The 19,457-nt window shown below is 72.5% G+C and carries 15 protein-coding genes and 1 riboswitch; of the genes, 1 reads left to right on the forward strand and 14 read right to left on the reverse strand.

Annotated features, from left to right (window positions below; all coding sequences use genetic code 11):
* Positions 1-143: 143 nt before the first annotated feature.
* The 9 genes from ACZ4NT_RS25250 to ACZ4NT_RS25290 form a co-directional block, all read right to left on the reverse strand.
* Complete coding sequence (locus ACZ4NT_RS25250) at positions 144-1,439, reverse strand: class I SAM-dependent methyltransferase (RefSeq protein ID WP_467727744.1); 1,296 nt, start codon at positions 1,437-1,439, stop codon at positions 144-146.
* Positions 1,440-1,684: 245 nt separating this feature from the next.
* Positions 1,685-3,094 (reverse strand): NAD(P)/FAD-dependent oxidoreductase, encoded by a 1,410-nt coding sequence (locus tag ACZ4NT_RS25255; protein WP_121402500.1) that lies wholly within the window; start codon positions 3,092-3,094, stop codon positions 1,685-1,687.
* A 468-nt stretch (positions 3,095-3,562) separates the two neighbouring features.
* The gene (locus tag ACZ4NT_RS25260; protein ID WP_121402499.1) at positions 3,563-4,504 is read right to left on the reverse strand and encodes a Ppx/GppA phosphatase family protein; all 942 of its coding nucleotides are present in this window, start codon (positions 4,502-4,504) and stop codon (positions 3,563-3,565) included.
* A gap of 362 nt (positions 4,505-4,866) precedes the next feature.
* Entirely contained in the window at positions 4,867-5,391 is a 525-nt protein-coding gene (locus ACZ4NT_RS25265) for a DUF501 domain-containing protein (RefSeq protein WP_121402498.1), read from the reverse strand.
* A gap of 26 nt (positions 5,392-5,417) precedes the next feature.
* Positions 5,418-5,894 carry a septum formation initiator family protein gene (locus tag ACZ4NT_RS25270; protein WP_121402497.1) on the reverse strand — a complete coding sequence of 159 codons (477 nt, stop codon included), beginning with the start codon at positions 5,892-5,894 and terminating at the stop codon, positions 5,418-5,420.
* Between the two features lie 97 nt (positions 5,895-5,991).
* Entirely contained in the window at positions 5,992-7,278 is a 1,287-nt protein-coding gene (gene eno, locus ACZ4NT_RS25275) for a phosphopyruvate hydratase (RefSeq protein ID WP_121402496.1), read from the reverse strand.
* 360 nt (positions 7,279-7,638) lie between these two features.
* A complete protein-coding gene (locus tag ACZ4NT_RS25280) occupies positions 7,639-8,325 on the reverse strand; it encodes a LysM peptidoglycan-binding domain-containing protein (protein WP_121402495.1) in 687 nt (228 codons plus the stop codon).
* A gap of 4 nt (positions 8,326-8,329) precedes the next feature.
* Positions 8,330-8,500, reverse strand: a riboswitch (cyclic di-AMP (ydaO/yuaA leader).
* 216 nt (positions 8,501-8,716) lie between these two features.
* On the reverse strand, positions 8,717-9,706 hold the full coding sequence (locus ACZ4NT_RS25285) for a transglycosylase family protein (RefSeq protein WP_467727748.1): 990 nt from the start codon (positions 9,704-9,706) through the stop codon (positions 8,717-8,719).
* Between the two features lie 200 nt (positions 9,707-9,906).
* Positions 9,907-11,259 carry a cytochrome P450 family protein gene (locus tag ACZ4NT_RS25290; protein WP_467727750.1) on the reverse strand — a complete coding sequence of 451 codons (1,353 nt, stop codon included), beginning with the start codon at positions 11,257-11,259 and terminating at the stop codon, positions 9,907-9,909.
* Positions 11,260-11,382: 123 nt separating this feature from the next.
* Between ACZ4NT_RS25290 and ACZ4NT_RS25295 the strand changes: the two genes are divergently transcribed.
* Positions 11,383-12,648 (forward strand): globin domain-containing protein, encoded by a 1,266-nt coding sequence (locus ACZ4NT_RS25295; RefSeq protein ID WP_467727752.1) that lies wholly within the window; start codon positions 11,383-11,385, stop codon positions 12,646-12,648.
* Between the two features lie 135 nt (positions 12,649-12,783).
* Here ACZ4NT_RS25295 and ACZ4NT_RS25300 read toward each other — a convergent pair whose 3' ends face one another.
* From ACZ4NT_RS25300 to ACZ4NT_RS25320, 5 genes are all read right to left on the reverse strand, one after another.
* On the reverse strand, positions 12,784-13,854 hold the full coding sequence (locus ACZ4NT_RS25300; protein WP_467727754.1) for a nucleoside triphosphate pyrophosphohydrolase: 1,071 nt from the start codon (positions 13,852-13,854) through the stop codon (positions 12,784-12,786).
* A 125-nt stretch (positions 13,855-13,979) separates the two neighbouring features.
* Positions 13,980-14,636, reverse strand: a complete 657-nt coding sequence (locus ACZ4NT_RS25305) for a SurA N-terminal domain-containing protein (protein WP_121402490.1) — start codon at positions 14,634-14,636, stop codon at positions 13,980-13,982.
* Between the two features lie 340 nt (positions 14,637-14,976).
* Entirely contained in the window at positions 14,977-16,467 is a 1,491-nt protein-coding gene (locus tag ACZ4NT_RS25310; RefSeq protein WP_467727908.1) for a protein kinase domain-containing protein, read from the reverse strand.
* A gap of 38 nt (positions 16,468-16,505) precedes the next feature.
* Complete coding sequence (locus tag ACZ4NT_RS25315; protein ID WP_467727756.1) at positions 16,506-17,138, reverse strand: hypothetical protein; 633 nt, start codon at positions 17,136-17,138, stop codon at positions 16,506-16,508.
* Between the two features lie 130 nt (positions 17,139-17,268).
* Positions 17,269-19,338 carry an N-6 DNA methylase gene (locus ACZ4NT_RS25320; protein WP_467727759.1) on the reverse strand — a complete coding sequence of 690 codons (2,070 nt, stop codon included), beginning with the start codon at positions 19,336-19,338 and terminating at the stop codon, positions 17,269-17,271.
* Between the last annotated feature and the right edge of the window lie 119 nt (positions 19,339-19,457).

Raw genomic sequence — 19,457 nt, forward strand, 5'->3', positions numbered from 1 at the left:
CTGCGGCGTTCTGTGTCCTCGCGTGTCTTTGCCCGACCCCCGGTGCGCCCCCCCGGAACGTCTCGACGACCACAAATTCCGAGGATCCTCCGGGCGTTCGGCCCCCGTCCGGCACCGGACGGGCCCCGACGTGCGTCCGGTCCCTACGGGCGGGCGTTCCAGGTGCGGGCCCGCAGCGGCATCCCGGAGCGGCCCGGCTCGGGGGTGCGCACCGCCAGCACCTGGTTGACGCCGATGCGGTTGCGCTCGAAGGCGAGGGCGCTGGCCGCCATGTACAGTCGCCAGACGCGGGCCCGCCCCGGGCCGGTGAGCCCGACGGCCCGGGCCCACTGCGCCTCCAGGTTGGCGACCCACCGGCGCAGGGTGAGGGCGTAGTGCTCGCGCAGGGACTCGACGTCGCGCACCTCGAACCCGGCCCGCTCCAGCTGCGTCACGGTGGTGCCGACGGGCGCGAGTTCCCCGTCCGGGAAGACGTAGGCGTCGATGAACTCGTCGACGTGGTACGCCGATTCTTCGGTCTGCGGGCGACGCGCGATCTGGTGGTTGAGCAGGCGTCCGCCCGGCTTCAGCAGGGCGTGCAGCATCCGCGCGTACTCCAGATAGCGCTCGGCCCCGACGTGCTCGGCCATGCCGATGGAGGAGATGGCGTCGTACGGCCCGTCGGCCACGTCCCGGTAGTCCTGCACCCGGATCTCCACCCGGTCGGTCAGCCCCTCCTCCGCGACCCGCTTGCGGGCGTACGCGGCCTGCTCCTGCGACAGCGTGACGCCCACGACGCTCACACCGTGCTCGCGGGCGGCGTGGACGGCCATCGAACCCCAGCCGCAGCCGACGTCCAGGAGGCGCCCGCCCGGCCGCAGGTCCAGCTTGCGGCACACGAGTTCGAGCTTGTCGCGCTGCGCGCCCTCCAGAGTGCCGGCGTCCTCCCAGTAGGCGCAGGAGTACACCATGGACGGCCCGAGGACGATCTCGTAGAAGTCGTTGCCCACGTCGTAGTGGTGACTGACGGCGCGCTGGTCGCTGCGTCTGCTGTGCAGGTGACGGCGGCTGCGGACCTCCTCGGCGGGCGGTGCGGGCGGCCCCGCAGGTCCGCCCATCCGCAGCAGGCCCCGGACGGCCGCACGCACGTCGGGGTCCCGCAGGGCCTCGCGGACGCCCCTGGCCCCCTCGGGCCGCTCCCACACCAGCCCGGCCACCAGGTCCAGGGCCGCGTACAGGTCTCCCTCGACCGTGAGGTCCCCGGCGACCCAGGCCCGGGCGAGCCCGAGCTCCCCCGGCTTCCAGATCAGCCGGCGCAGGGCCCGCCGGTTCCTGATCACCAGGACGGGGGCGCCGGGCGGCCCCGCCTCGGAACCGTCCCAGGCGCGCAGGCGCACCGGGAGCGGTGCCCCCAGCAACTGTTCGAAAAGGCTGTTCAGCCGCAGCGCGGCGTCGGGCATGGCCACACCTCCGTGACAACGGATCCCGGAACGTCCACCACCACGTAAACACCATCCGCCCCGGTGCGCAGTCCCCCGCCGGCGTCACGGATCGGCAAAACAGATGTAGTGACCACGCTTCGGTCTCCGCGGCGTCGCTGCCGACCGCCCGCCGGTGCCGAGGGGCCGGGCACCACCGAACGCCGAAGGGGCCTCCCGCACCACGGATGGCGGGAGGCCCCTTCGGGGCGATCAGTGACCGGAGGTCAGGAGGCCTTGGCCTTCTCCTCGGTCTTCTTCGACGGCGGGAGCTGGGCCTCGGCGGCCTGCGCCACAGCGGGCGCCGGCTTCGCGGCCTCGTAGAACTCCTCGCGCGGCGTCTCGATGGCGCCGAGCGAGACGACCTCGCGCTTGAGGAACATCGCGAGCGTCCAGTCCGCGAAGACGCGGATCTTCCGGTTCCACGTCGGCATCGCCAGACCGTGGTAGCCGCGGTGCATGTACCACGCCAGGCGGCCCTTGAGCTTGATCTTCATCTTGCCCATGACGATCATCGCGACGCCCTTGTGGAGGCCGAGACCCGCCACCGCACCCTTGTTGGAGTGCGCGTAGTCCTTCTGCGGGAAGCCCCGCATGCCGGAGACCACGTTGTCGCCGAGGACCCTCGCCTGACGCAGCGCGTGCTGGGCGTTCGGCGGGCACCAGGCGTTCTCCACGCCGGCCTTGCGGGCGGCGAGGTCGGGCACCTGCGCGTTGTCGCCGGCGGCCCAGATGTAGTCCGTGCCCTGCACCTGGAGGGTAGGCCGGGTGTCCACGTGGCCGCGCGGGCCGAGCGGGAGACCGAAGCGGGAGAGCACGGGGTTCGGCTTGACGCCGGCCGTCCACACGATGGTGCTGGAGTCGACCTCCAGGCCGTTCTTCAGGACCACGTGACCGTCGACGCAGGAGTCCATCGAGGTCGAGAGGTAGACCTCGACCCCGCGGCTCTCCAGGTGCTCCTTGCCGTACGCACCGAGCTTGGGGCCGACCTCGGGAAGGATCTTGTCCGCGGCGTCGACGAGGATGAAGCGCATGTCCTCGCGGGACACGTTGTTGTAGTACTTGGCCGCGTCGCGGGCCATGTCCTCGACCTCACCGATGGTCTCCGCACCCGCGAAGCCGCCGCCCACGAAGACGAAGGTCAACGCCTTGCGGCGGACGTCCTCGTCGGTCGTGGAGTCGGCCTTGTCGAGCTGCTCGAGGACGTGGTTGCGCAGGCCGATGGCCTCCTCGATGCCCTTCATGCCGATGCCCTGCTCGGCGAGGCCGGGGATCGGGAAGGTGCGCGAGACCGCGCCCATCGCGATCACCAGGTAGTCGAAAGGCAGCTCGTACGCCTCGCCCACGAGGGGGGCGACCGTGGCGACCTTGCGGTCCTGGTCGATGGTGGTGACCCGACCGGTGAGGACTTCCGCCTTCGGCAGGACGCGTCGCAGCGGGACGACGACGTGCCGAGGCGAAATGCTGCCGGCGGCGGCTTCGGGAAGGAAGGGCTGGTAGGTCATGTACGACCGGGGGTCGACGACCGTGACGGTCGCCTCGCCGTAGCGCATCTTCTTGAGGATGCGCCGAGCTGCGTACAGGCCTACGTACCCACCGCCTACTACGAGGATCCTGGGACGCTCCGTGGTGCTCATGCCATCGAGTATCCACCCGCTTCGGAGGGGTCGCTCGTGCGCCCCTTCACAAGCTTGGGCAGGCCCTCTGCTACACTCCGCCGCCCACGTGACCCAGGTCATGCCGCCGCGGGGGAACCACCGTGTACCACGGACCGTTGTCAACACCGCGTGAGCTGCCACTTGAGGCCTTCCGGCCGGGTGGACCAGCCGTCCGCGTCACACGCCCGCAACACCCCTGGAACGCTCCCGTGAGCACCCTCCCAGGACTGGTGAGCCCCCTGGAAGGGCCAACCGGGCCCCATCGGCGCCCATCGGGACCGAATTCCTTGTGAAGAACTTCACGAACTTTCCCGGCGGCGCCTCACCCTGGGGCTTTTCCTGGCGGCCACGGGTGCGCTCATACGTTATCCGACCTGCTCAAGCGAGGCTACCGGTGAGTAGTAAAGACTCCCTCACCGGCGGCCCCGCCGTGCGGGGAGGACCTTGTCACGCGATCGACCAGGCGATGCCGTCGAGGATGTCGTGCTCGCTCACGACGACCTCGTCCGCCCCGATCCGCTCCATGATCGCGAGCAGTACCAGGGCACCGGACGCGATGACGTCGACGCGCCCCGGGTGCATCGCGGGCACGGCCGCCCGCTCCGCGTGCGTCGAGGACAGCAGCCGCTCGGTGATCTCGCGGACGCGGTCGTGCGGGATCCGCGAGTGGTGGATCGCGGCGGAGTCGTACTCCGCGAGGTCCAGGGCGATCGCCGCGACCGTGGTGACCGAGCCGGCCAGGCCGACCAGGGTGCGGGCCTCGCGCAGCGGGACGGTCTGCTCGGCGAGGTCCAGGGCGGCCTCGATGTCCGCCCGGATCGCCGCGATCGCGGCGGGCGTCGGCGGGTCGACGACGGCGCCGTCGTGCACGAGGTGCCGCTCGGTCATCCGCACACAGCCGATGTCCACGGAACGCCCCGCCCGGACGTGGTCCTCGCCGACGACCAGCTCCGTGGAGCCGCCGCCGATGTCCACCACCAGGAACGGCTTCGCCAGGTCGTCCCGCCCAGCCAGCTCCCTGGTCGCGCCGGTGAAGGAGAACTCCGCCTCCTGGTCGCCCGTGATGACCTCCGGCTCCACCCCGAGGATGTCCAGGACCCCCCGGACGAACACGTCGCGGTTCTCGGCGTCGCGGGAGGCGGAGGTCGCCACGAACCGCAGGCGCTCCGCGCCGTGCTCCTTGATGACGGCCGCGTACTCCCGGCAGGCGGCGAAGGTGCGCTCCAGCGCCTCGGGAGCCAGCCGCCCCGTCCGGTCGACGCCCTGCCCCAGCCGGACGATCGTCATCCGGCGGTCCAGGTCGACGAGTTCACCCGTCTCCGGGTCCGCGTCCGCCACCAGCAGACGGATCGAGTTCGTGCCGCAGTCGATGGCGGCGACCCTGGTCATGCGTTCGGTCTCCTGTCGTGATGAGGCCACACCCACGGACGGCGCGAAGCCGCCGCCCCCGGGCGGGGAAAGTCCAGCCCGACCGGACGGGGCGAAGCCGAGGCCACACCCACGGACGGCGCGAAGCCGACCCCGAGCGGGGAAAGTCCAGCCCGACCGGACGGGGCGAAGCCGAGGCCACGCCCACGGACGGCGCGAAGCCGACCCCGGGCGGGGAAAGTTGAGCCCGTCCGGCGTTTGAGGACGAGGCCGTCAGGCCGAAGCGGGGGTCCGGGGGCGGCAGCCCCCGGGACGGCCACCCCGACGGGCGGGACGCCAGCCCCCGGCCCCCCGCATCCCGGGGAAGCCGCCCCCGGACGGGATCACCCCTCGTCAAGAGGGACGACGCACGCCCCCTTGCGCCACCACTCCGGCAGCATCGCGATCGCCTCGTCCCCGAGCGGGTTCACCCCGGGCCCCGCGGCCAGCGAGTGCGCCACGAGCACGTGCAGGCACTTCACCCGGTCCGGCATGCCCCCCGCACTGGGGAAGCCCTCCAGCACCTCGATGGCGTCGCGGCGTGCGATGTAGTCCTCGTGCGCCGCCCGGTAGGCCGCGGCCAGCTCGGGGTCCGTGGCCAGACGGTCCGTCATCTCCTTCATGACCCCGTTCGCCTCCAGCGTCCCGATCGCGGAGGCCGCCCGCGGACACGTCAGGTAGTACGTGGTCGGGAACGGCGTGCCGTCGGGGAGACGGGGTGCCGTCTCCACCACGTCCGGCTGACCGCACGGACAGCGGTGCGCGATCGCACGCAGCCCGCGCGGCGGACGGCCGAGCTGCTGCTTGAAGGCCTCGACGTCCGCGTCGTTCGGCTCGGTGCGCGGGGTGGGCGGCGGGGGCGTTTCCATGCGGTGTGTCTTGTCTCTCTGGTCAGTTACTGGTCGGAGCGGTCGGATTTGTCCACGCCGTCCCAGACGTTGGCGTACCAGGGACGGTCGGCCGCCCCCAGGTCGGTGCGCGACTTCTGCACCGCGTCCGGGTCGATCACGATGTAACCGGTCTCGCCCGGCATCACGTAGTGCAGCCGCTGCCGGATCTGCTGCTCGGCGTAGGCGTCGTCCTGCCAGCGGGCCTTGAGGTCGCGCAGCTGCTCGACCCGCTGCCGGGCCTGCTCCTGCTGCCGCTCCAGCTCGGCGACCTCGGCACGCTGGGACACGTACTGCCTTATCGGGTACGCGAGGGCCACGATCAGGGAGCACAGGACCAGCGCGAGCAGCGCCGCACGGCCCGTCAGGCGGGAGCGGCGGGCCTGCCGTTTGGTCTGGGAGCGGTAGACGCGGGCCGCCGTCTGCTCACCGAGCAGCCGCAGCCTGGTCGTGGTGGAGAACCGGTCCCGGTCCTTCACGGCCATGAATCCCGCCTCCCCGGCACAAGCCCGTCACGTGCGTACGTCCCCGCACACGGTACGGGACCGAGTACGGGGACGTACGGACGACGCTTCCTACGGATCAGCCCTTGAAGCGGGGGAACGCCGAGCGGCCGGCGTAGACCGCGGCGTCGTCGAGGATCTCCTCGATGCGCAGCAGCTGGTTGTACTTGGCGACGCGGTCCGAGCGGGCCGGGGCGCCGGTCTTGATCTGGCCGCAGTTCACCGCGACGGCGAGGTCGGCGATGGTGACGTCCTCGGTCTCGCCGGAGCGGTGGGACATCATGCACTTGAAGCCGTTGCGCTGGGCCAGCTCGACGGCGTCCAGGGTCTCGGTCAGCGAGCCGATCTGGTTGACCTTGACGAGCAGGGCGTTGGCGGAGCCCTCCTCGATGCCGCGGGCCAGGCGCTCCGGGTTGGTGACGAAGAGGTCGTCGCCGACGATCTGGACCTTGTCGCCCAGCTTGTCGGTGATGACCTTCCAGCCGGCCCAGTCGTCCTCGTACAGCGGGTCCTCGATGGAGACCAGCGGGTAGGCGGAGACGAGCTCCTCGTAGTACTCGGTCATCTCGGCGGCCGAGCGGGACTTGCCCTCGAACTCGTAGTTGCCGTCCTTGTAGAACTCGGACGCGGCGACGTCGAGCGCGAGCGCGATCTGCTCACCGGGGACGTAGCCGGCCTGCTTGATGGCCTCGATGATGAGGTCGAGCGCGGCGCGGTTGGACTCCAGGTTCGGGGCGAAGCCGCCCTCGTCGCCGAGGCCCGTGGACAGACCCTTGGTCTTCAGCACCTTCTTGAGGGTGTGGTAGACCTCGGCGCCCCAGCGCAGCGCCTCGGAGAAGGACTCCGCACCGATCGGCGCGATCATGAACTCCTGGATGTCCACGTTGGAGTCGGCGTGCGAGCCGCCGTTCAGGATGTTCATCATCGGGACGGGCAGCAGGTGCGCGTTCGGACCGCCCAGGTAGCGGAACAGCGGCAGGTCGCTGGCCTCGGAGGCGGCGTGCGCGACGGCGAGGGAGACGCCGAGGATGGCGTTGGCGCCGAGCGAGCCCTTGTTGTCGGTGGCGTCCAGGTCGAACATCGCCTGGTCGATCAGGCGCTGCTCGGTGGCGTCGTAGCCGACGAGCTCCGGGCCGATCTGCTCGATGACCGCGAGGACGGCCTTCTCGACACCCTTGCCCTGGTAGCGGTTGGGGTCACCGTCGCGCAGCTCGATGGCCTCGAAGGCACCGGTGGAGGCGCCGGAGGGAACGGCGGCACGACCCGTGCTGCCGTCGTCGAGGCCGACCTCGACCTCGACGGTGGGGTTCCCTCGCGAGTCGAGGATTTCCCGGGCTACGACGACGTCGATGGACGGCACGAGCATCTCCTTCTGGGATGTGACGCGGGTACGCGGAGCCCCTTGGCCCGCTGCTGCACGGAGCCGCGGTCGGCTCCGCGACATGAGCCTAACCGGCCCGGGGCGATCGGCCAGCCGGTCGACCACCCCATGGACAGAACCGAGAGTAAATTGTTTCCGAACGGAACAAAAACCTGCCCCGTACAGGTACCGCCGCGACCGGCGGTCCCGGCGCACACATGAAAATGCCCCGCTCCGGTGCGTACGGGGGAACACGCACCGGAGCGGGGAGCCCGTGGGGACGGGATGGCCCTCACGGGGTCCCCTGGGGGGAGACCCCGCGCGGGGGAGGGCCGGGATCGGCCCGGAGGCCGAAGTCAGCCGGTGTCAGCTGAGGTGGAGCTGCTGACCCGGGAAGATGAAGTCGGCATCGTCGACGATGTCCTTGTTCAGCTTGAACAGCTTCTGCCAGCCGCCCTTGACCTTCTTCTCCTCGGCGATGGAGCTGAGGGTGTCGCCCTTGACGACCTTGTACTCGCCGTCACCCTTCTCGACCTTCTTGCCGGTCGGGGTCTCGACGGTCTTCTTGGCGGTCTCCCGCTCCGAGGAACGCGAGGCGCGCTGGTCCTGCGACTGGGGGGCCTGCTGCTGCGGCTGAGCCGTGCTCTGCGAACCGGTGTCCGTCGAGGTGCCGCCGGTGGAGGCGCCGGACAGGCCGGTGCCGCAGGTCGGCCAGGCACCCTTGCCCTGCGCGGCGAGCACCTTCTCGGCGACGGCGATCTGCTCGGACTTGGAGGCCTGGTCGGCCGTGGAGGCGTAGGCGGAGCCGCCGTACGCGGACCAGGTGGAGGCGGAGAACTGCAGACCGCCGTAGTAGCCGTTGCCGGTGTTGATGGACCAGTTGCCGCCGGACTCGCACTGGGCGACGGCGTCCCACTCGGAGGTGGTGGCGGCGGAGGCGTTGCCGGCGGCCATCAGCGGAGCGGCGATGGCGACACCGGTGACACCGGCGAGCGTGGCGACACGGGCGGCCTTGGACGGGCGGCGGTGCTTGCCCTTGCTGTTGAGCAGCATGAAGTGATCCCCTCACCGACGCCTGCGAGGTGAGCTGTCGGGTTCGGGCGGGTGAGTGCCCGGTCGTGCGCCGCTGGCGCCCGACTTCACCCCAAGCCGTTCCCGGAGGTCTCTCAACTCCCGGGCCCGGCACTTACCTTGGGTCCCCCGCTCCTGCCTGCGGCGCTTGCGCGACGACTGTTCCCGGACGGCCGCTGGCAGGATTCGGCGTTGCGACCGTCGGGGCCCGCTGTGGCGAGCGGTCACGACCGTAGACACGCGACCGCCGGAATTTCAAAGACGATCAGGGCTTCTGAGACTCATGTCTCACTCTCACCAAACCGGACATTGCGGTGCGAACCATGACGTGAACTACCGCTGTTTTGTACCCGATTCGCCGCCTGACGACCACTTAGTCTTCGGTGACCTCAAGGCTCTGACCGGGGTGAATGAGGTCCGGGTCGGCGCCGACCGTCTTCTCGTTCACCTCGTACAGCTCACTCCACCCGCCCTGGACCGCAAGGGAGTCGGCGATGCTCGTGAGACTGTCCCCGAGACGGACCGTGTACGAGCCTTCCGTCGCGTCGGACGTGGCGTCGGCGCTGCGCGAGGCGTGGCGGCCGGAGGACTCCTGTGCGCGCCCGGCGGTCGCGCCCGAGCCCGCCTCGTCCTCGGCGATGCCGCCGCGGTGCCGGCCGGTGCCGGCCGCTTCGCTCGCGGACCCGCCCGAAGGGGCTTCACTCCGACCCGACTTGTCCGAGTCGTCCGCTTTCGCCTTGCCCGTGTCCGAGTTGTCCGCACCCTTGGAGTCGCCGGCGTCCTTGCTCGGCTTCGACGTCGCCCCCGAGGCCGCGCCGGACTTCGACGGGTCGGCGGACGCGCTCGCGGAAGGCTTGCCCGAGGGGCTGCCGTTCGACAGGCCGCCCGAACCGGACGAGTCGTCCGAAGGGGACGAATCCGGCGAGGCGGAACCGGTCGGCGACGAGGGGTCCTCGCCGATGCCCGTGTCGACCTCGACGGAGGCCGACTTCTTGCTGAGGCCGGAGAGCGGCCCGCAGGTGGGCCAGGCGGCCAGGCCCTGTCCGTCGAGAAGCTTCTCGGCGACGGCTATCTGCTGCGAGCGGCTGGCCTCGTCGGGGCTCGGCGCGTACGCCAGGCCGCCGTACTTCTCCCAGTTCTCCTGGGTCATCTGCAGGCCGCCGTAGTACCCGTTGCCGCTGTCGGCACTCCAGGAGCCGCCGCTCTCGCACTCCGCGACCCGGTCCCACGTGGTGCCGTCTGCGGCGCTCGCGCCGGTTGCGCCGAGCAACGGGATGGCGATGGCCGATCCGGTTACTCCTGCCGCGACGATGAGCGCCGGAGCCTGGCGGGGGCGACGGTGACGACCGTTCCCGGAGAGCATGCGGTGGCCTTTCGGAGACAGCAATGACAGACGCGACGGAAGATCCACCGCGTTGATGCGTGAACGTATCGGGACTCGAACGCTTGTCACAAGTCGATGCAGCGCAGATCACGTGAAGATCACAGTATTGACGGTGTGTCATGTTTGAACGGGCCGCATCCGCGTACGGTCCGGGCGGCACACGGGCTCCCCGGCACGCCCTATCGGGCAGGCGTGAACTCCACCGGAAGCGTGCGCAGTCCCCGCATGATGAGACCGCCCCGCCAGCGCAGGTCGGCCGGGTCGCCGGCGAGTTGCAGGTCAGGGAGCCGGGTGAGCAGCGTGGCCAGGGCGGTCTGCCCCTCCAGCCGGGCGAGCGGCGCACCGAGGCAGTAGTGGATGCCGTGCCCGTATCCGAGGTGCTGGTTGTCGCGCCGCGAGAGGTCCAGGGTGTCCGGCTGTTCGAAGCGCTCGGGGTCGCGGTCGGCGGCCGCGAGGACGACGAGGACGGGGTCGCCGGCGGCGATGTCCTGTCCGCCGAGCCGGACCGCCTCGGTGGCGAACCGCCAGGTGGCCAGCTCCACGGGCCCGTCGAAGCGGAGGAGTTCCTCGACACCCGTCTCCAGCAGGGCGGTCTCTCCGGCGGCGAGGGAGGACTGCAGCCGCCGCCGCTGCTCGGGATGGGTGAGCAGGGCGTAGGTCCCGTTGCCGATGAGGTTGACCGTCGTCTCGAAACCGGCGAAGAGGAGGATGAAGGCCATCGCCGCGGCCTCGTTCTCGGTGAGGTGCTCACCGTGGTCCGAGGCCCGGATGAGTCCGGAGATGAGGTCCTCGCCGGGTTCCGGACGGTCCGTGAGCGCCGCCCGCTTCCGGTGGATCAGCTCCGCGAGATAGCCCCGCATCTTCTTGACCGACCGGGCGACACCGCCCCGCGGTCCGCCCCCGTGCCGGATCATCATGCCCGCCCAGTCCCGGAAGTCGTCCTGGTCCTCGCGCGGAACGCCGAGGAGGTCGCAGATGGCGTAGATCGGGAGCGGGAACGCGAAGTCGTGGATCAGGTCGGCGCTGCCCCGGTCGGCGAACCGGTCGATGAGGCCGTCGGCGAGTTCCTGGACCCGGGGGGCGAACTCGGCCACCCGCCGGGGGGTGAACGCCTTGCTGACCAGGCGGCGCAGCCGGGTGTGGTCCGGCGGGTCGATGTTCAGCAGATGGGTCATCAGCTCGGCCTTGCGCTCGCCCGGGATGCCCGTCTTCCCCTTGGCGTGCGCGGGCTCGTCGTGGTGGGCCGGGTTCTTGCTGAGCCGGCCGTCCGCGAGGGCCTGCCGGGCGTCCCCGTACCGCGTGACCAGCCAGGCCTCCACACCGCTCGGCAACCGCGTCCGGTGCACGGGCGCGTGCTCCCGGAGCCAGGCGTACGCCGGGTACGGGTCGGCGGCGAACTCCCAGGTGAAGAGCTCGGGGGCGGGCGCGCTCCCGGCGGGCGTGCTCCCGGCAGGTGTGCCGCCGGGGCCGTCGGCGGGGGTTCCGGTGGGAGCGCTGTTCCGGTCGGCGGGAGGTACGGGGTCTTCGGTCACCCGCCGACGGTATCCGGGGTCACGAGCGCGTCCCTCTCCCGCCCGCCGGACAGTTCGCCCCGGACTGTCCGTAAATCGTCCGCCACTTGACTTCGCGGATCGGGAACTCCCTACATTCCGCCCGTGGACCCCGAAATACTCAGATCCAGCTTCGCGGTCGTCGAGAGACGGGCCGAGTTCGCGGTCAAGTACTTCTATGCGCACCTGTTCCGGCACCACCCGGCCGTCCGCGGGCTCTTCCCGCTGGACTTCCCCGAGGACATGGAACGACAGCGGGACCGGCTGTTCGCCGCCCTCACCCAGGTCGTGGCGCGGCTGGAGGACCCGACGCTGGCGGAATACCTCGGAGAGCTCGGAAGGGACCACCGGAAGTACCTGGCGGAGCCCGAGCACTACGCGGCCGTGGGAGCGAGTCTGATCGCCGCGTTCGCCGCGGTCGCGGGGCCGTCCTGGAACGCGGAGGTCGAGAAGGCCTGGGGGGAGGCGTACGCGACGATCGCGGAGGCGATGCTCCGGGGGGCCCGGGACGCCGAGCACGACGGCGAACCCCCCTGGTTCGACGCCGAGGTCGTCGCCCGCCGGCGGTTCGGCCGGGACATCGTCCTGCTGACCCTGCGGCCGGTCCGGCCGCTCGGCCATCTCCCGGGGCAGTACGTCAGTGTCAACGTGCCCTACTTACCGGGCATCTGGCGCCCCTACTCGGTGGCCAACGCGCCCCGGCCCGACCACACCGTCGACCTGCACGTCAGCCGCGTCGAGGAAGGACTGCTCTCCACCGCGCTGGTACGGCAGACCCGGGAGGGCGACGTGCTCCGGCTCGGCTCCCCGGGCGGCGGACTCATCCTGCGGCCGCCGGAGGACCGGCCCGTCACCTTCATCGCCGCCGGGACCGGCTGGGCCCCCGTCAAGGCCCTCCTGCAGCAACTGGAGCAGCTCGAACGGATCGAGCGGATCGAGCAGGCGGAGTACGGCGGCCCGAACGCGGCACCGTACGACTCCCGGCTCTTCGTCGTCGCCCGCGATCTCGCGTACGTCTACGACCGGACCGCCATCGACGCGCTGCGGGCGCGGCTCCCCCGGCTCGCCGTCACCTTCATCACGCCCGCGCCCGGCCGGCCCAAGGCGCAGGCCACCGAGCGGCTGCTCACGGCGCTCGGCAACCGGGCCAACTGGGACCGGCACGACGTCTACCTCGCCGGTCCGGCCGGACTCGTCGAGGAGATCGGCGAGGCCCTGCCCGCCCTCGGCACCGCGCCCGGGCGGATCTTCCACGACCTCCTGCCCCATGCCGGGGAGTTCGGCACGCGGCCGTCGGGCCCCGCGGAGTGGTTCCTGGACCGGCCCCGGCCGAGCTGGCACAACCCGGCGAGCCGCGCCCCCGGCTGCTGACCCGCCACGGCTTCCCTGACCGCACCGCCGGACCGGACACCGCGGCCCCTGACCACACAGGCGGACCGGGCTCCACGTCCCGGACCACGTCGGCGCCGACCGGCACGGCATGCCCGGCCGTGCCCCGCAGGGGGCTCAGCCCGCGGTCCTCCCCGCCTCCTCCGCCGCCCTGATCGCGTCCCGGTACGCGCGGGCCGCCGCTCTCAGGGCGGTCTCCGGGTCGACGCCCGCCGCCTCCGCGCGAGCGGCCGCCGCGAGCAGCTCGTAACCCACGCCCTCGCCCCGCGGGACCGGAACGTCCAGCCCGGCCGTGCGGACGCGCGAGGCGAGCTTCGCCGCCAGGGCCAGGCCCGGCTGCCCCAGCGGGATGCCCTCCGTCACGGATGTCCGCCGCTTCTCCACGGCCTTCGTGCGCAGCCAGTGCTCCTTGACCTCCTCCGGGGTGGAGGCGGTCGCGTCACCGAACACGTGCGGATGCCGGTGGATGAGCTTGGCGACGATGCCACCGGCCACGTCGTCGATCGAGAAGGGCTCGGCTCCGTCCTCGGGGCGGCCCTCCTCGGCGATCCGGGCGTGGAAGACGACCTGGAGCAGCACGTCGCCGAGCTCCTCCCTCAGCTCGTCCCGGTCGCCCTCCTCGATGGCCTCGACCAGTTCGTAGGCCTCCTCGATGCCGTACTTCGCCAGGCCCTCGTGGGTCTGCCGGGACGACCAGGGGCACTCGGCGCGGATGCGGTCCATCACCTGGACGAGGTCGAGGAGGCGGGCGCCCGGCAGGTCGTAGGAGGCGGGGAGCAGTTCGAGCTCCGGCATCCGTATGCGGCCGGAGCCGGCGAGCCGGGCGAGACCGTCGGTCAGCCGCGGCTCGCCCTCACCGGTGGCGACGACCACCACGGTGCGACCGCCGGCGCAGTGGTCGAGCAGTTCCTCGGCGGCCGGGGACGCCTCGTCGACCTCGATGCCGGCCTCGCGCAGATACGGCAGCTGCGGGTGGGCGCCGTCCCCGCACAGGACGCGGTCGGCCGAGCGCAGCGCCTGCCAGGCGGGCCAGGACAGCAGCCCCGGGGCGACCCGGTGGCTGGTGGTGAGCAGGACGATACGGCCGGGGGCCGGGGTCTCCCCGTCGGGCGCGGGGGTGTCGCGGCCGGGGGCGCGGGTGTCGGAGCCGCTCGCGTTCGGATCGCCGTCGAGGCTGGTTGCGTTCACCCTTCGAACGTAACCCACCCCGCCGACGCTTCCGGCGGTTGTCCACAGGCCAGGCGCCCGGTCGCGGCGGCCGCCGACCGGACGGCTGAACCGTTTGTCCACAGTGCGCGGGGGTGCCCCGAAGGCTAGGCAGGCTTCTGGGACGCCGCCGTGACCTCGCGCAGCCACGGCGTCTTCGCGTCGACGCGGCTGCTCTTCTCGACGTCCCAGGTGCCGTAGCGCGGGTTCAGGTCGACGTGGAGCTTCTCGGAGGCGTCGGACATGGCCTTCCAGAACGTGGCCTTGCCCGCCTCGGTGTTCATGTCGGCGCCGAGCGCCGCGGCGAGCTTCTGGGCCTCGATCTCGGTGCGCAGGCTGTCGTCGAGGCGCGCCGGGGCCACTCCGTACTGCTGGAGCCAGGCCGTCTCCAGCGCCTTGGCGCCGCCCGCCTGCCGTTCCAGCCCGGCGCGCATCTGCTGGGTGTCCTTGCGGGTGACGCTCACGCCCGCGTCCTTCGCCGCACGCGCCAGGACCCGGTCCAGCACCAGGCTGTGCAAGGTGTCGCGGGTCAGGCTGCCGGTCTTGGCGACGGCCTGCTCGTACTGGGCGTCGTCCTCGGTGGCCTCGCGCTGCGCCGTGCGCACCTCGTTCACCCGGCTCTCCAGCTGGCCGACCGTGATCCGCTGGCCGCCGACGACGGCGGCGGCACCGGGGTGCGCGTCGCTGCCGCAGGCGGTGAGAAGGGGAGCCGCGGCGATGATCGCGGCGGAGAGGACGAGCGCGGAGCGACGGCGGCGGTGCAAGGAAGCCTCCTGAGGAGATTGTGCGACGGTGCACAAGGTCTTGCGGTGATCGATGTTAGGCAGTGGCACAGCTCTCGGCCACCCATTCGACCAACGATTCGCGAGGACTTCGGGCACCGTCGCACCGGCAAGTCCGCCCGCGGACCATCAGGTCGGCCCGCGAACCGCCGGCCCCACCCCGCCGGGCGGGGGCCTCCGTGCGCGGCCGGGCGGCCCGCCGGTGGGCGCGTCGGTCCGTGATCGCGACGGGCGCGCCCCGGTCCCGGCCCCCCGGTGACCGGGCAACCGCCTTGCACAGCGTTGCCGTCGGCCCCGCAGGCGCGTGCCCGGCGGGTCGCGGTCAGCCCCGGACCTGCCCCAGCCACTGCAGCGTCCGGCGGATCTCGGCCGCCACCGGATGCCCGGGACCCCGCAGCCGCTCCACGTCGTGCAGCAGCCTGGCCAGCGTGTCGTGGGCGGCGGCGCGGTCGCCGAGCGCGAGCAGGAGATGCCCGATGCGGCGGCGGACCTCCAGGGACAGCTCGGGGTCGCCGGCGACGTACTGGTTCTCGTAGTACGGCAGCAGGGCGCGGTACTCCGCCAGCGCGGCCGCCGGTTCGCCGAGCTGCTCCAGGCACTGGGCGGCCTCGTAGCGGAAGCGCAGCGACTGCGTGTCGGCCTGCCCGGCCTCGGCGGCCCGCTCGTCGGCGAGGCGGCGCAGCTCGGGCAGGGCCCGCCGGTACTGCCCGTCGTCCATGAGGGTGGCCGCGTACTGCTTGCGCAGCGTGCGGACGACCGGCGAGTGCTCGCCGTGCTGGGCGGCGGCGGCCGGCAGGATCGCGCCGAGGATGTCGACGGCCTGGGTGATACGGCCCTCGCCGAGCAGCCGCTTGACCTCGTCGACGGCGCCGGCGACGTCGGGCTTCTCGGCGGCGGGCGGGGCAGGGGCCGCGGAGGGCTGGGGGGCGGGTGTGCGGGCACGGTCCGGCCAGGGCGCGTGCGGTCGCAGGAAGGGGCGGGTGGGGTCGAGCGGGGCTCCCGAGGGCATGCCGCGCGCGGGCAGCAGCGGGAGCAGTTGCTCGTACGTCTCCTGGGCGGAGTCCGGGCGGTGCTGGGGGTCCTTGGCGAGCAGGCGGAGCACCAGCCGTTCCAGGGCGTCCGGGACCTCGGGCCGCAGCCTGCGCACCGGGAGCGGCGGCTCGTAGAGGTGGCGGTGCAGGACGCCGAGAGCGGTCGATCCGGAGAACGGCACGTCCCCGCTGAGCAGTTCGTGCAGCAGCACGCCGAGCGCGTACAGGTCGGTGTACGGGCCGACGGCGCCGCCCATCGCCTGCTCGGGGGCCATGTAGGCGGGGCTGCCGATGGGCGAGCCGGTGTGGGTGAGGCGGGTGGTGTCGGTGTCCATGACGGAGGCGACACCGAGGTCGAGGACGGTGACCGTGCCGTCCTGTTTCACCATCACGTTGCGCGGCTTCAGGTCGCGGTGGACGATCGGCACCGCGTGCACGGCCGACAGCACCGCGCACAGCTGCGCCGCCACGGCGACCGCCCACTGCCAGGGGTAGGGGTCGTGCTCGGCGAGGTGGTCGGAGAGGTCCGCTCCGTCCACGTACTGCATGACGAGGAACAGTTCCTCGCCCTCGCTGCCCGCGTCGTGGACCGTGACCAGGCCCGGGTGGTCGACCTGTGCGGTGACCCGGCACTCGCGCACGAAGCGGCGGCGGAGCTCGTCGGCCTCCTGGCCGGCGACCTTGTCGGGGCGCAGGAGCTTGACGGCGACGCGCCGGTCGAGGCGCTGGTCGTAGGCCGTCCAGACCTGGCCCATGCCGCCCTGCCCGATGAGCGTGGACAGCTCGTAGCGGTCGGCGACCACGCGCCCCGTCGCCACGCTCACCTGCCGCCTCCGGTGCCGTCGTGCTTGCGCAGGTAGTCGCTGAGCTCGTCGAGTTCGGCGCGGACCTGGTCGATGCGGGCGGGCGCGGGGCGCGTCGGCGGCTGCGGAACGGGCGTGTGCGGTCCGGGGGTTCCCGGGACGGGGGTATGGGGCGCGGGGGTTCCCGGGACGGGAGTGTGCGGGTGGGGGGCCGGGGTTCCCGGGTGGGCGACGGTGTACGGCGACGCGGGCTGCGGGTAGCCGTAGTGCGTGGTGTGCGGCCCCTGCGGGGGGTAGCCGCTGAAATGCGGCTGCTGGTAGTGCCGGATGTCCGCGAAGAGGAAGTAGGCGGTGCAGGCCGCGGCGTTGAGCAGCAGGATGATCATGCCGACGTTGCCGTTCGGGCTGCTGAAGTCGTCGGTGTGGTCGGTGCTGAGGAACGCGAAGCTGATACCGAGGACCACGAGGGAGCCCACGAAGATCCACCAGTCCGCGGCGCGGCGGGTCACGATGGCCACCCGCAGCGGCGAGACCCACGCCAGGAATCCGATGGTCAGCAGGGGCACTGCCGCGAAGATGATGCGCAGCACGACCAGCGTCCCGGTCGAGGGACGCTTCGGCGGAGGCGGCGCGTAGCCGTGGCCGTGCATGGCTGCTCCTGGAGGCCTGGTGGGGTGGACGGGTGAGCTGGAAGTCCGAGCGTATAGGCCGACAAGCACTACCGGTCCCGGGTTGTACCGAACCGTTGTCGTGCTGATCACTTCGTCCCCGCCGCGGGGCTCAGCCGGGCGCGACCGTCCCGTCCGTCAGACCGTCGTACATGCCCCGCACGAGGTGCTCGCCGAGGCGGCCCGCGAGCCTGAGGGCGTCCTCGAACTCGGCGAGCGCCCGGAACCGTTCGCCGTAGCGGCGCTGTTGCTCCAGGGGCAGGCGGGGCAGCTGGAGACGGCGCACGTCGAGCCGGGTGGCGGTGGACGCGTAGCTGCTGGCCTGCCGGTTGTTGGCGGTGCCACGCAGGAACCCGGCCAGGAACCACGGGTCGAGCGCGGCCAGATCGGGGCGCAGCAGCGTGAGGTGGCGTCCGAGGGCGGCTCCGGCGGTCTCCTCGTCGATCACGCGTGCGACCGAGCCGCCGCCCAGTACGGGGACGACGACGTCGCCCGCCGCGACCAGCACGGCCTCCTCCTCGCCCTCGGGCAGATGGCCCGAGGGGGCGGTCCCGGCCAGTACGTCGTGATCGGTGAGCACGGGCACCCGCGCCGGGGCGCTGCTGCCGCCGGTGCGCAGCAACAGGGCTCCCCCGCGCGCCAGTTCACCGACGGTGGTGAGCGACCAGTGCGCGGGGCCCCCTTCCTCGGCGGCGTGCGGGGCGAGATCGGCGGTCAGCCGGAGGGTCTCGCCGAGGCGTTCGCGTACGGTCGCCAGCCGTTCGGCGCCGCCGGACTCGGCGGGGGGCGGCAGGTGCCGGGCGGGGGCCAGGTCCACGTCGTCGTCGAGGAGGTCGATGACGGGGACGGAGCGGCTGAGGCCGGGGCGCTCGGGCGCCGTGCCGGTGCGCTCGAAGGGCCGCCAGGCGTCGAGGACGGCGGTGCGCACGGTCTGCCAGTCGAGGCCGGCCCGGCCGCCCCCGGTCTCCCGCACCCGGTCGGCGGCGGCCGCGGTCCCCTCGGCCGGTGCGGCGGTGTCGGCCAGCAGCAGTTCGGGCTGGGCGGGCGCCTTGCCGGGCCGACGGAGCACCCACAGGTGCAACGGGATGTTGTACGGGGGTGCCGCGCCGGCCGGCAGGGCGATCACCGCGCGCAGGGCGCCGCGGCGCAGCAGGTCGGCGCGGATGCGGCGGCCGGAGCGGCGGGAGGCCGCGGCGGGCGGCATGAGCAGGACGGCGGTACCGCCCTCCTTGAGGCGGGCCAGGGCGTGCTGGACCCAGGCCAGCTCCGACTCGGTGCGGGCCGGGAAGCCGTACTCCCAGCGGGCGTCGTAGGCGAGTTCGTCGTGGCCCCAGTTGCGTTCGTTGAACGGCGGGTGGCACAGCACGACGTCGGCGCGCAGCGTCTCGTAGGCGTCGGCGCGCAGGCTGTCGCCGACGGCGCTGCGGACGGCCGCCTGGGTGTGCAGGGCGAGGCGGAGCGCGGTGAGCGCGGCGAGCTCGGGGGCGCTGTCCTGGCCGTACAGCTCCTGACCGGGCGCGGGTGCGACGGCGCGCAGCAGGGCGCCGGTGCCGCAGGCGGGGTCCAGCACGGTCCGGGCGGGTCCGGCGAGTTCGGCCATCAGCGCGGCGAGGCCGCCGGGGGTGAGCGTGTACTGCCGCGGGTTGGCGTCCAGGTGCCGCCCGAGCAGGAACTCGTAGGTCTGGCGGGCGCCCAGCTCCGCGGCGAGCTCGGCGGCGCCGCGCAACAGGGGGCCGGAGGGCAGGAGTTCGGCGGCGGAGGGAGTGTGCACGGCGCGGCCGGGCGGGGCGCCGAAGCGCGGGGTGATCACCTGCTCCAGTGCGGCGGGCAGGCGGGCGGCGAGGCGTTCGTCGGAGGTCGCGCTCAGCTCCAGCCACACGGTGGGGCGGTCGTGGATCAGCAGCAGGGCGCAGCCCGCGTGCACCAGCGCCGTCCCGGGGCCCTCGGGGTGGCCGGCCAGGTGCTGCCACACGCGCTCCCGGAGCGGGACTTCGGCGAGTTTCCCCTGGTTCCGCAGCCACTCCTCGACCTCGGGCAGCGCGAAGGAGGGGCTGGTCTCGGTGCCGCCGACGGGCTTGGGGAAGTCTGCGTGGCGGCGGCGCCAGTTGCTGACGGCCGCACGGCCGACCCCGGCGAGCCGCGCGATACCGGCGGCGGTCACCTCTGTCCCGTTCTCCTGCACCCGCCCGGCTCCCCTCTACCTGGTGTGTGGCGTCGAGCATACCGACGTACGCAAGATCTACCGATTCACGGCCGTGTACACAAGGGTTTCCGTGAACCGTGTTGACTCGGTTCACAAGC

The organism is Streptomyces sp. NPDC026417, from assembly GCF_055567695.1.